Raw genomic sequence first — 12,536 nt, 5'->3', positions numbered from 1 at the left:
GCATACTCTTGGGAATTGATATGCAGAAAAAATGGCGCGATCGCCTGCCTTGTCTACACTCTACGATTCCGAAAAGCTTTAGCTTTTCGGAGAGTGACAGAAGAGGGATACAGCGCTTCGCGCTGCTATGAGGTACATTGTTGATCGTAGATGTGAGTTGTCATTGCGACCGAAGGGAAGCAATCGCCAAGATTGGGTGATTTTGCGATTGCTTCATTCCACTTCGTTCCATTCGCAATGACTGATCTCAATGAGACTGTACTCCGTTACAGCACAAAGCGCTGTAAGGAATAGGGAATAAGTTACAGCGCTTCGTGCTGTTATGAGGTACAATAACGACAATGAGCAAACCAATTTCTTAAATGTTTAGGATTACAGCGCAAAGCGCTGTATTGAGGTACAGTATTTAATCTATGGGTTAGAATTGTCATTGCGACCGGAGGGAAGCAATCGCCAAGATTGGGTGATTTTGCGATTGCTTCATTCCACTTCGTTCCATTCGCAATGACTGATCTCTAATGATACTATACTCTGTTACAGCGCAAAGCGCTGTATGTTAGCTAGGTTTCAGTATTGAACCTTGTCCTAACTGACTCTTTCTCTGCTATATTACAACAATTTGCGTTCTTATGTGGTACATTTCTATCCCCCCAACCCCCTGCTCTTTCTCAGGGGGATATAGGGGGATTTTTCTTACTGTATCTCATTACAGCGCAAACTGCTGTATCGGCCTAGAAATAAAAGGATAAAATCGGGTTTTCTTTATCCAGTAACCAGTACTATAAATCCGTTTTCTCGATTAACGGTCGAATATCATTAAGGTCAATATAGCGATCCGTCGCATTGCGCAGTTCCCTAGCAATCATGCCTTCTGTCGATACTACTGTAATATGGGTACTTTTGGAACGCAGCAACTCGATCGCTCGCTCAAAGTCCCCATCCCCACTAAATAAAATCACCCGGTCATATTGCTCGACGGTATTAAACATATCAATAACAATTTCTATATCTAAATTTGCTTTTTGGGAATAGCGACCTGAATGGTCATCATAATATTCCTTGAGGATTTTCGTTCGTACTGTATAACCTAAACTAATTAAGGCATCTCGAAATCCTCTTTGATCTTGGGGGTCTTTAATTCCTGTATACCAAAAGGCATTGGCTAAATCCATTTCTTCTTTGCCTGCAAAGTATTCTAAAACCCGTTTTGGATCAAAAAACCAGCCATTTTTTTGTTGGGCATAGAACATATTGTTTCCATCCACAAAGATTGATACACGATTTTTATATCCCATAAAATGTTTGTCCTAGACTATTTGAGGTGCATACGAGATCGTTAACGGTCGGCAAAGTAGCTAACCGTTCAAACACAAAACCCACCCCATCCAATTGGGCCATTTAGGCCTATTTTGGGGGGCACTATTGAGCGTTAAAGTAAAAAATTCAGGAGAAAGCTAGACCTGAAAATGGAGTCAATAGAATTGAGGGTAAAAATTGAGTTGTAAGGGTTTTAATAGAAAAAACAAAGCGATAAAGTCGCCTAAAAATCATACAAGAATAATGAGATATAATCGATTAGAGAAGGGTCTCTAATCTGATTTAAATCTCTAAATTCTGGTTCTATTATGACAGAAAGTCTTCGCTTTTGCTCAAGAGTTAGGAAATTCTGTGGCAATGGGGTGTTGGGGATAAGAACACCAATCACTCCAACTGCCAGCATAGAGTTTTTCTTGGGGTCTTCCGGCTAGAGCTAAGGAAAATAAGTTAACACAAGCTGTGACTCCAGAACCACAATATACCCAGAATTCTGAATCGACAGGATAGTCTTGCCATCGAGCTTTGTGGTAGTTTACGGATTGTGTCCATCCTGATTCAGTCGTAATCTCTTGCCACGGGTAATTAATCGCGCCAGGAATATGACCAGCTACCGGATCGATGGGTTCGGTTTTACCGATGTATCGGTCATAGGCTCTGGAGTCTACCAGAGTCACATCCGATCGTTCTCCTAATTGCTTAATCGCTTCACAATCAACAACCCAACTGGATTGAATCTGAGGTATAAATTTTCCGGGCTGTTTTGCTACACCAGGTTCACGACTGGTCAGATATCCCGCTTCTTGCCAGCCTCTCCAACCCCCATCTAAAATTACAACTTGTTCGTGGCCTAGATAGCGCAGCAACCACCAACAGCGAGACGCAAAGGCCATACGGGAGTTATCATAGGCAACCACTAAAGTCTCGCCGGATTTAACTCCTAATTGAGAGAGTTTGGCTGCCAATGTTTCTGGATCGGGCAAGGGATGACGACCACCATGGGTTTGTACGGGACTAGATAAGTCTTCATTAAGGTGGAGATAAAAAGCTCCAGGAATATGCCCAACTTCGTATTCTTGTTGCCCTTGTTGCGGGTTGGCAAGGGAGAAGCGGCAATCAATAACGACGAGTTGAGGGTCTTCTAGGTGTTCAGATAACCATTGTGGAGTAACGAGAAGGGAGGGAAAGGTCATAATCAATTAAACATTAAAACTTAAAAATGGGTTTGGGTGGGGGTAAGTTCGCTTGTCGTGAGAGCAATGTTCAATTTACCGCGATCGCGGATTCTCCAGCAAGAGGCTAAGGCTGTTGGGTGATAGCCTATTTCCTATTGCTAGAATGCCTATTCCCTGATGGATCAAATAATGCCTTTTACTCCTCAACCCACTGGTGATGGATCGTGGACATTCTTTTCCCCGGAATTTGGGGAACTGTTTCATTCCCACCACGGAGCGAAGCAGGAAGCGAAAAAGAAGTTTGTGGGACCGACTCGACTGGCGGAGCGATCGCCCACAGGTGAGGTCAGTTTGCTCGATATCTGCTATGGACTAGGCTACAATAGCGCCAGTGCCCTCGAAACTCTGTGGTCGGTGAATCCCCAATGTCAGGTGAGTTGGGTAGGATTAGAACTCGATAAACGGGTGGCAGAAACGGCGATCGCCCACCAATTCCACAAAAACTGGCCCCATCCTATTAACACCATTTTGCCCCAACTCGCCAGCACTGGAGAAGCCACCACGCCCCAATTTACTGGCACACTCCACATCGGTGATGCCCGCCAAACCTTAGCCTCTATAATTGCCCAAGGCTTCCAAGCGGATGCTATCTTTCTCGATCCTTTCTCTCCTCCCACCTGTCCCCAACTGTGGACAGTGGAGTTTCTGGACTTAGTCGCTCAAGCTCTCAAACCGGAGGGCTATCTAGCCACTTATTCCTGCGCTGCTTCAGTTCGCACCGCTCTCAAATTAGCTGGATTTCAGATAGGAACAACCTCCCCAGTGGGCAGGAAATCTCCAGGAACCTTAGCCCGATTTTGCTCTAACGATCTGATGCCCTTATCCGAGAAAGAACAGGAACATCTGCAAACTCGCGCCGCTATTCCCTATCGAGATCCTACCTTAGCGGATACGGCTGAAATGATTCGCGATCGCCGACAACAGGAGCAACAAACCAGTATCTTAGAGCCAAGTTCCCACTGGAAAAAGCGTTGGAATCATAGTGGGAGGGGGATAAGCGAGGATGCAGACAAATGAGGCATTGTCTTTTACCTATTCCCTATTAAAGTAAACCCAATTTCTCTAAGACGGGTGCTGTCGAAACCACATGGCGCTCTAACCCCAACACTTGGGGAGAAAGTCCTAGAGCTAAACCCACTAACTGGGGTAAATGGAGAACGGGTAAGCCCAAAGGTTGCTCAACCACCCGTGCAACTTCGGGTTGCCTGGAGTCTAGATTCAGGTGACAGAGGGGACAGGGAGTAACTAAACAATCGGCTCCAGCGGCGATCGCCTCTTGCAAATGCCCTCCTGCCATCTTAAACGACTCCGTCGTCGCATAGCTAGAAATCGGCCAACCACAGCATTGAGTCCTGCCCCGATAATAAACCGGACTCGCCCCCACCGCCTCAAACAAGTTTTCCATCGACCGGGGATCGTGGGGATTTTCCCAAGCCCTTTCCTGTCCGCGCAACAGATAACAGCCATAGAACGCTGCACAATTTAAGCCTTTTAGGGCACGACTGACCTGCTTCTGAATCGCCTCTAAACCATAATCAGCCACCAGTACCCAGAGTAAATGCTTCACTTGAGTTGAGCCTTGGTATGGGCTACATCCCTGCTGTTTGAGCAACCCATTGACCTGTTCCATATAGGCTGGATCGTTCTCTTGAGAATGTTTTAACCGCTCATCCACATGGCCAATCACCCCCTGACAAGTGCTACAATGGGTCAAAAGTGGTAAATTAAGTTCTTCTGCCAAAGCAATATTCCGGGCATTTACCGTATCTTCCAAGAGTTGCGAATCTTCCTTAAACGTGCCCGAACCACAACAAGAAGCCTTTTTGAGTTCCAACAAATCAATGCCTAATGCTTTGGCAACTTCTCCCGTTGACTGGTATAACTCTCGACAAGCCCCCTGGGCAACACAGCCAGGAAAATAAGCATATTTCAGGGAGGAGGAGAGGGATGATGTAACCATGGGCTGTTCTCTATTCACACAACACAAGACCTTTAACACTGTATCGCTCTGGCAACCGACTAGGGTAATCTTCATCTAAAGTTAAGGTCCAACCCAGTCCCCGCGACTCCCGACTCCCGACTCCCACCAAAATCATCTCATGTACGGGCGGGTTAAACCGGAACTGAGACAAGAAACGATAAGCTCGTAAACCCGCCCCCTTTCCGATAAGATCAAAAAATGCTTAGAATGATAAGTTGCACAGTAAACCAGTTAAGCCAATTTATTAAGGAAGAAATTAAGCCATGTCAGAAACAACATTCGACAGAGTCCAAAAAATCGTTGCCGACCAGCTCGGAGTAGAAGCAGAAAAGGTCAAACTAGAAGCCAGCTTTACTGAAGATCTAGGTGCTGACTCTCTCGATACCGTAGAGCTAGTTATGGCTCTAGAGGAAGAGTTTAATCTTGAAATCCCCGATGATGCCGCTGAGAAAATTGAGACCGTCAAAAACGCTGTAGACTATATCGAAAAGCAAGGAACCCCTGCCTAAATCTGACTTTATTGATCGCTAACGAAAGTCTTTCGTCCTTTGTCCTTTGTCCAGATGGCAATCGACGAATGGCAAATGACGAATGACGCAAGTTTTAAGAAAAACCCATGACACATTTGGAACAAAAACGGGTAGTTGTGACCGGACTCGGAGCAATCACCCCCATAGGCAATACGCTAAAAGACTATTGGGACGCACTGCTACAGGGCAAAAGTGGGATTGGGCCGATTACCCATTTTGATCCGTCTAACCATGCTTGTCAGATTGCGGGAGAGGTTAAAAATTTCGATCCGCATGAGTATCTAGGGCAGAAAGAAGCTAAACGGATGGATCGCTTTGCCCAATTTGCTGTTTGTGCCAGTCAACAAACCCTTGAAGATGCTCAGTTTGAAATTACCGATTTGAATGCTCATCAAGTGGGTGTGATTATTGGTACAGGAGTAGGTGGAATCAAAGTTCTGGAAGAGCAACAAGAGACTTACTTGACAAAAGGCGCGAAGAAATGTAGCGCTTTCATGATTCCGATGATGATTGCCAATATGGCAGCCGGATTGACAGCAATTAAAACGGGAGCTAAGGGGCCAAACTCTTGTACTGTAACGGCTTGTGCTGCTGGTTCCCATGCTATTGGAGATGCTTTTAGACTGATCCAACAAGGGTATGCAAAGGTCATGATTTGTGGAGGTTCAGAAGCAGCGGTCACACCGTTGTCAGTCGCTGGATTTGCTAGTGCCAAAGCTTTGTCTACTCGCAATAATGACCCTAGTCGAGCTTCTCGTCCATTTGATCGAGACCGAGACGGGTTTGTGTTGGGAGAAGGAACAGGGATTCTGTTACTCGAAGAACTCGAACATGCCCTCCAGCGCCAAGCTAAAATTTATGCAGAAATGGTCGGTTATGGGATGACCTGTGATGCCTACCATATGACCAAACCCGTTCCTGGAGGAGAAGGAGCTGCTAGGGCAATTTCCTTAGCCTTAAAAGATGCTGGGATTACGCCCGATCAAGTCAGTTATATTAACGCCCATGGAACCAGTACCTCCGCTAACGATCCCACAGAAACCCAAGCGGTAAAAACGGTACTCGGCAAAAGGGCTTATGAAATTGCCATGAGTTCGACCAAATCCATGACGGGACACTTATTGGGGGGTTCAGGGGGTATAGAAGCCGTAGCCACGGTAAAAACGATCGCCGAAGATCGTGTACCGCCAACCCTTAATTTAGATAACCCAGACACAGAAAATGGATGTGACCTTGACTATGTACCCAATGAATCCCGGAAAATGCCCGTAGAGGTGGCTCTATCTAACTCCTTTGGTTTTGGAGGTCATAACGTGACCTTGGTCTTCCGTAAATATCGTTCCTAACCCTTGCACATAACCTCAATTGATTGCCCATCGATCCCCCTAATGGGAACATGGATGTAGAGCATGGGCTAATCCTAAAATCTTGAGATTAGGAGAGGTCTAATTTGTCCAGCCTCTGTACAACAGTATAACCAGCAAAGAACTATGGCCGTTGCAACCCAATCCGTTGAACAACTCTGTATTAACTCGATCCGCTTTCTAGCTATTGATGCCGTTGAGAAAGCCAAATCTGGTCACCCCGGCTTACCCATGGGAGCAGCTCCCATGGCCTTTGTGCTGTGGGATCAATTTATGCGGTTTAATCCTAAAAATCCTCATTGGGTCAACCGCGATCGCTTTGTCCTATCGGCGGGTCATGGGTGTATGCTTCAGTATGCCCTATTGCACTTAACCGGTTACGATCAAGTGACCCTAGAAAGCTTACAACAATTCCGCCAATGGGGTTCAATTACTCCCGGACATCCGGAAAACTTTGAAACTGAAGGTGTAGAAGTTACTACTGGCCCCCTAGGACAAGGGATTGCCAATGGAGTCGGTTTGGCCATGGCTGAAGCTCACTTAGGAGCTAAATTTAATAAACCAGATGCTAAACTGATTGACCATTACACTTATGTAATTCTAGGTGATGGTTGTAACATGGAAGGGGTGTCAGGTGAAGCCTGTTCCCTGGCTGGACACTTAGGACTGGGCAAACTGATTGCTCTTTATGATGATAACCATATCTCCATTGATGGTCATACCGATATCTCCTTCACCGAAGATGTAGGGAAACGATTTGAAGCCTATGGTTGGCACGTACAGCACGTTACCGAGGGAAATACCGGTCTAGATGCGATCGCCGCTGCTATCCAAGCCGCTAAAGACGTAACCGATAAACCCTCACTGATTAAAGTCACCACCACCATTGGTTACGGTTCTCCTAACAAAGCCAATACCCACGGAGTCCATGGAGCAGCTCTAGGAGGAGATGAAGTCCAAGCAACCCGCGACCATTTAGGTTGGACTTATCCTCCCTTTGAACTGCCCCCAGAAGCCCTCGAACGCTTCCGTCAAGCTATTGAAAAAGGGGCAAGTGCTGAAGCCGAATGGAACCAAACCTTAGCCACCTACAAAACAAAATATCCAGCAGACGCAGCCGAATTTGAGCGCATCACCTCCGGAAGCCTCCCCGAAGGTTGGGCCGATGCACTGCCGAGTTATACCCCAGATGATGGGGGAATGGCCACCCGTAAGCACAGCTATACCGTTCTCAATGCCCTTGCTCCCATACTCCCTGAATTAATCGGGGGTTCGGCTGACTTGGCTCCTTCCAATTTAACCCTCATGAAGGTCTCTGGAGACTTCCAAAAAGGCCAATACGAGAATCGTAACCTGCGCTTTGGAGTACGCGAACATGGAATGGGAGCAATCTGTAATGGGATTGTTCTGCACAAAACGGGCTTAATTTCTTATGGTGCAACCTTCCTAGTCTTTACCGACTATATGCGAGCAGCCATTCGCCTATCAGCCCTCTCAGAAGCCGGAGTCATTTGGGTGATGACCCACGACTCCATTGCTCTAGGAGAAGATGGTCCAACCCACCAACCTGTGGAAACGATTTCCTCCCTACGAGCGATTCCTAACCTGTTGGTCATGCGTCCAGCAGACGGGAATGAAGTTTCTGGAGCTTACAAAGTCGCCATTGAAAACCGCAACCGTCCGACTTTGTTAGCCCTCACTCGTCAAACTGTTCCTAATCTTCAGGGCAGTGGCATTGACCAAGTGAGTAAGGGTGGATATGTACTATCCGACGGTGAAGGGACTCCCGATCTAATCCTCATTGGTACAGGTAGCGAAGTATCTTTGTGCGTGAAAGCGGCTGAACAACTGAGCGCTGAAGGTAAAAAAGTGCGCGTGGTTTCTCTGCCGTGTTGGAAACTCTTTGATGAGCAAGATGAAGCTTATCGCGAATCTGTATTACCGAAAGCCGTGACCAAACGGTTGGCTGTTGAAGCGGGAACGAGCTTTGGTTGGCATCGCTATCTATCCTCAGAAGGCGATATGGTCAGCATTGACCGATTTGGAGTGTCCTCTCCTGGCGGTACAGCTATGGAAAAATTTGGCTTTACTGTTGATCGTGTGGTCGCTCGGGCCAAAGCTCTACTCTAGAGCCAATGACCGGTTAAACCCAGTCTAATCTTCCATCAGGAAGAAGGAGATACACTCTTCTTTCTTCCTGGTTTCCCTATTTGCCTATCCCCTTATTGCCTATTGCCCTTTGCCCTCCAACTCTTGAGCAAGAATCAGGATAAAAAGAATGCCACAAGCAACCTGGGGGCTGCTCCTCAAAGTTCTATCCTCCTCTGTCCTTATTTCTTTTGCCATTAAGTATGGTGGAAGTTGGCTTCCCCTGGCGGCTAACCCCATAAGCGCCCTAACGTTAATTCTTTTGCCCACCCTGGTGATGTTGGTCCTATTTGCCTGGCGAGGCTTCCCTTAAATACTTTTATTATCCTGATTTTGTGCGAATGAAGAATAAGCCGGTATTCTAGAATTAGAGCGAATTATCCATGCAGATTATAATTCGTACTTAAATCTCTGTGCGATCGCTCAAACCGGTAGTCAAGGCTTTGATCTGACTCCGGAATTAGCAAAAATCTGCCCCAGGAGGGAATTTCTCTCAGACCGTCTCGCTCAACGGCCTTTACCCATCCTCTTCCTCTGATCGGAGTCAACTAGCAGCGCCCATGTTTATTCTCAAACGGCAGGATGTTGAACTTTCCAAAATTCAGCACCCCAGCGCAGAACAACCCATCCCCATCCTTACCTATCAGGGACAAACCTATCGCCTGCTCAAAGTATTTGAAGCCCATCAAGCAGAAGAAGCCAAAGCCCTGTGGCGAGATTTAATTGACAATAAAGGGAAAGTCTCTGTATTGCTCCAAGAACCGGAACGTCATAGCGTTTGGGGTAAAATTCGCCTCGATCAAGGCGAAGAAGGCTCAAGTTCCGATCAGGCTCTGCCGTTCCTGTTCACTCAAGGTGTTTTTTTAATGGCTCAAGCGGTGGCGATCGATATTGAAGACCTGTTGGGACCCAAACAAGCCAAAGCATTTGAAAAAAGTCTGACTCACGTCTTTCAACAATGGAATTTACCCCATGCTGGCTCGAAGGAAACCATTGTACAACTGATCAGCATTGACCCTCTAGAAGATGGGTTCCCCACTAACGCTTGGAAAGAAGTCGATCTGAGTAATTTTTTGCGGGAAGTGCATCGCTTGGGCAAAGACTACTTTGGCAACACCAGTTTTGCTGTAGGAGCAATGGAAGTCTTAGACGATTTGCCTGATAGCGATCGCCAATCTTTCGTAGACTGGTTAAGACAATCGGGATTAGCCAAACTTTGGAAAGACTAATTGACTTTCATCTACCATCTGCCCATAATCTTCCCAATTTCCCCTAAGATGTCAATAATACCTTAAACCTGCTAACGTTGTGGTTTATCTCCAGCGGCTAACACCTGTCATGAGTTCAGGGAATTTCTATGAGTAGTTCTGCCCAAAAATCATCAAAATCGATCTTTACCACCCAATCCATCGTTTTAGCTGGAATCACTTGGGGAATCCTTTCCCTATTGTTTTTCCTCCTTTTCAGTGCTAACCCTCCCAACTGGTACTCTCCCCTAACCTACATTTTTGGATTCGTTAGCAACCTCGCAGCCGCTTTTCTGTGTTTTAGAAACTGGAAAAGTCCTCAAATTGTTAGCGGCCGGAGTGTGTGGTTGGGTATCGGACTTGGCATGTTCTTTTACTTCCTGGGAGATATCCTCTTTGGCATATGGGAACTGGTCTTTAACCAAAACCCTGCGGTGTCTCCTGGAGATCTCTTCTACATCATTTCTTATATTTGTCTCTCAGTTGGCTTGTTTTTAGCTGTTACCACCAGACGGCTTAATTTAGAACTGAAGCAATGGCTGATTGTGGCAGGAATTTTTCTCACATCAACATTACTGGCGGTTTGGCTATCGCTACCCGCAGGAGTAGATGTTGAGGCAACATCGGCTCAACCTGTGGCAACTCAAACCCAAGTAGCAGCCGCAGAAGCCCCAGCAGAAACGCCAGCAACTCAGAGTGCCCCAGAAATTGTGATTAAACTTGAAGAAACCCTTCAACCCCTAGAAAGTGTTGTCACTCTGCTTTACACGATTTTGGATGTGCTGCTCTTAATTGCAGCCAGTACAGTATTACTGGCCTTCTGGGGGGGAAGAACCTCTCAATCTTGGCGGATGATTGCGGCGGCGGCCTTTTCCCTCTATATTGCCGATATGTGGTTTAAATATGCGATCGCTCGCGTACCGGACTACGAAAGTGGTGGACTCCTAGAAATTTTTTGGATCTTTAGCCCCATTCTATTTGGGATTGGTGCAGCCCTAGAATTTGACTTGTCTACTCGCTCAACTCGTCGTAGTCGCAGACGAGGCTCGAATTAATTCAATCAAGTTCTATACAAATTTAGTTTCCTTTCTAGCCATTGATTGGGTATTGTGGAAAAGAGATCATTTTTACAAGTAACGACTTGGTGTTCTCTTGTTGTCTTGTCTACGGTGAAGTAGTCTTATGTCTCCAAGAAAACTAACAGAATCTGAAAAAGTCGATATCATTAAAACCTATCGTGAGACAGTAGAGACCACTTCAACTTTGGCAACTCGCTACAGTGTTAGTAATTCTACGATTAGTCGCTTACTTAAGGCCCGTCTGCCAGCCGCCGAATATGAAAATTTGGTGCAGCAAAAACGTGCTGCTGCGGGTAAAGGTAAAATGCCAAGTCTCTCAAATGTGAGTGAACCGGAGTCCCCCAAAGCTTCTCAACCTGAAGTGCAACAGGTCGATCTTCGTTTGGCTACTCCTGCTTCGGATGCAAAAGTTGATGCGGATGAGCAAGAGGATTTATCTTTGGAGAGCAAACCGAAAAAAGTGCGATCGCGTTTGAATGCAGTAACGGATAGCTCTGAGACAGTCATCCACCCTTCCATACCTGGCTTGAATCTGGTTAGCTCCGATCTGGATACGGAGAATGGTGAGGAAGATGAGCAGGAATACTATGCCCAAGCGAGTACCTTACGAGAATTGCTGGGAGAAGATTTAGATGAGGAAGATCTCGATGAGGATGAGGATGAAGATGACCTGGATGATGATTATTATGAGAGCACTCGGTTAGCTATCCCTGGGGGTATTCCGGCTAAAGTGGAGGTTCTGCCTCTCTCAGAAGCAGCTTTGCCCAGAATTTGTTATTTGGTGATCGATCGGGGAGCAGAGTTGATTACTCGTCCGTTGAAGGAATTTGCACAGTTGGGCCAAATTCCTTCTGCTGAGGTGAGTGAGCGGACGTTACCGGTGTTTGATAATCATCGGGTAGCGCGCCGATTTTCTCGCCGTAGTCAGAGGGTGATTAAGGTTCCCGATAGCCGTATGTTACCGAAAACTCGCCCTTATTTGTACGCGAAGGGGATTACACGGTTGTTGTTTGATGGCCAGGTGTATTCTTTAGATCAGAATTAATCCCATCTGGAAGGGTCTAGATCTTGGGGTTCAGAGAAGGGGGAGGTCTTGTTGCTCCCCCAAGGGAGAATGAGAAGACCAGCAAGAAGTCCAAGAGATGCACTAAAGGCTAAGAGGATGCCTACTGGGATCTGTACGGACTCAAAAAGGAGGAATTTGAGGGATACAGGGGTGGCATTCTGGACGGAGAGAATGGCGATCGCACTAATCCAAACACTAAGCAGTAGGGTTAGACTCAGATGACGGGCTATCATAACTAGAAAAAATAACTCAGGGTAGTGTCTGAATGGATTATATAGCGCTGGGCGCTGGTAATGGCAATTCGTCAGAAGTTAAGGGGGTTGACATCCTCCCCAGCCTAAAGGCGTGGGGATTCCCCTCATCACTAAGGAGACTTCCTCTTTCTACGAGTTCCCTTGCTTGGAACTGTTTCCCATTCCAAACAGAGGGGGTTCTCTCGGGAGGCGTTACTTTCCGTCTGCCCGACGGTAGTTGATAATTGTTTGAGCGCCAATTTTAAGATATTAATTGCCGCATTTTCATCTCGGTCGGCTTCGTATCCGCAATGGGGACATTTATGGGTTCTCGTGCTT

Annotated in this window: 13 protein-coding genes; 8 read left to right on the top strand and 5 right to left on the bottom strand. The window is 46.5% G+C overall.

Annotated elements, in window-relative coordinates; translation table 11 throughout:
- Nucleotides 1–779 precede the first annotated feature (779 nt).
- Complete coding sequence (locus J7545_RS14405; protein WP_271939944.1) at nucleotides 780–1,295, bottom strand: NYN domain-containing protein; 516 nt, start codon at nucleotides 1,293–1,295, stop codon at nucleotides 780–782.
- 354 nt (nucleotides 1,296–1,649) lie between these two features.
- Nucleotides 1,650–2,507 (bottom strand): sulfurtransferase, encoded by an 858-nt coding sequence (locus J7545_RS14400; RefSeq protein WP_318719743.1) that lies wholly within the window; start codon nucleotides 2,505–2,507, stop codon nucleotides 1,650–1,652.
- Between the two features lie 159 nt (nucleotides 2,508–2,666).
- Here J7545_RS14400 and J7545_RS14395 point away from each other — a divergent pair, with 159 nt between their 5' ends.
- Nucleotides 2,667–3,566, top strand: coding sequence for a tRNA (5-methylaminomethyl-2-thiouridine)(34)-methyltransferase MnmD (locus J7545_RS14395; RefSeq protein ID WP_318719741.1), 900 nt, complete (start codon nucleotides 2,667–2,669; stop codon nucleotides 3,564–3,566).
- A gap of 25 nt (nucleotides 3,567–3,591) precedes the next feature.
- On the opposite strand, the gene J7545_RS14390 is transcribed toward J7545_RS14395, so the two are convergent.
- The gene (locus J7545_RS14390; protein ID WP_318699509.1) at nucleotides 3,592–4,509 is read right to left on the bottom strand and encodes a CoB--CoM heterodisulfide reductase iron-sulfur subunit B family protein; all 918 of its coding nucleotides are present in this window, start codon (nucleotides 4,507–4,509) and stop codon (nucleotides 3,592–3,594) included.
- Between the two features lie 284 nt (nucleotides 4,510–4,793).
- Between J7545_RS14390 and J7545_RS14385 the strand changes: the two genes are divergently transcribed.
- The 7 genes from J7545_RS14385 to J7545_RS14355 all read left to right on the top strand — a co-directional run bounded on the left by J7545_RS14385 (nucleotide 4,794) and on the right by J7545_RS14355 (nucleotide 11,943).
- Complete coding sequence (locus J7545_RS14385) at nucleotides 4,794–5,039, top strand: acyl carrier protein (RefSeq protein WP_271939948.1); 246 nt, start codon at nucleotides 4,794–4,796, stop codon at nucleotides 5,037–5,039.
- Between the two features lie 107 nt (nucleotides 5,040–5,146).
- Complete coding sequence (gene fabF, locus J7545_RS14380) at nucleotides 5,147–6,406, top strand: beta-ketoacyl-ACP synthase II (protein ID WP_318699508.1); 1,260 nt, start codon at nucleotides 5,147–5,149, stop codon at nucleotides 6,404–6,406.
- 144 nt (nucleotides 6,407–6,550) lie between these two features.
- Nucleotides 6,551–8,554, top strand: coding sequence for a transketolase (gene tkt / locus J7545_RS14375; RefSeq protein ID WP_318699507.1), 2,004 nt, complete (start codon nucleotides 6,551–6,553; stop codon nucleotides 8,552–8,554).
- Nucleotides 8,555–8,702: 148 nt separating this feature from the next.
- Nucleotides 8,703–8,885: a hypothetical protein gene (locus J7545_RS14370; protein ID WP_318699506.1), complete on the top strand. Its 183-nt coding sequence runs from the start codon at nucleotides 8,703–8,705 to the stop codon at nucleotides 8,883–8,885.
- Between the two features lie 247 nt (nucleotides 8,886–9,132).
- A complete protein-coding gene (locus J7545_RS14365) occupies nucleotides 9,133–9,801 on the top strand; it encodes an Npun_F0813 family protein (RefSeq protein ID WP_318699505.1) in 669 nt (222 codons plus the stop codon).
- Between the two features lie 128 nt (nucleotides 9,802–9,929).
- The gene (locus J7545_RS14360; protein WP_318699504.1) at nucleotides 9,930–10,874 is read left to right on the top strand and encodes a hypothetical protein; all 945 of its coding nucleotides are present in this window, start codon (nucleotides 9,930–9,932) and stop codon (nucleotides 10,872–10,874) included.
- A 127-nt stretch (nucleotides 10,875–11,001) separates the two neighbouring features.
- A complete protein-coding gene (locus J7545_RS14355) occupies nucleotides 11,002–11,943 on the top strand; it encodes a hypothetical protein (RefSeq protein ID WP_318719739.1) in 942 nt (313 codons plus the stop codon).
- Here J7545_RS14355 and J7545_RS14350 read toward each other — a convergent pair.
- Nucleotides 11,940–12,197: a lipopolysaccharide assembly protein LapA domain-containing protein gene (locus J7545_RS14350; RefSeq protein ID WP_318719738.1), complete on the bottom strand. Its 258-nt coding sequence runs from the start codon at nucleotides 12,195–12,197 to the stop codon at nucleotides 11,940–11,942. The two genes, J7545_RS14355 and J7545_RS14350, sit on opposite strands and share 4 nt — an antisense overlap.
- A gap of 131 nt (nucleotides 12,198–12,328) precedes the next feature.
- Nucleotides 12,329–12,536, bottom strand: a 208-nt coding sequence (locus tag J7545_RS14345) for a zinc ribbon domain-containing protein (protein WP_318719737.1), incomplete at its 5' end; no start/stop codon positions are given.

It is taken from the genome of Roseofilum sp. SBFL (genome assembly GCF_017746885.1).
Taxonomy (GTDB): domain Bacteria; phylum Cyanobacteriota; class Cyanobacteriia; order Cyanobacteriales; family Desertifilaceae; genus Roseofilum.
Note: the sequence above shows the minus strand (reverse complement) of the source record. Positions and strands in the feature narration are given on the sequence as shown.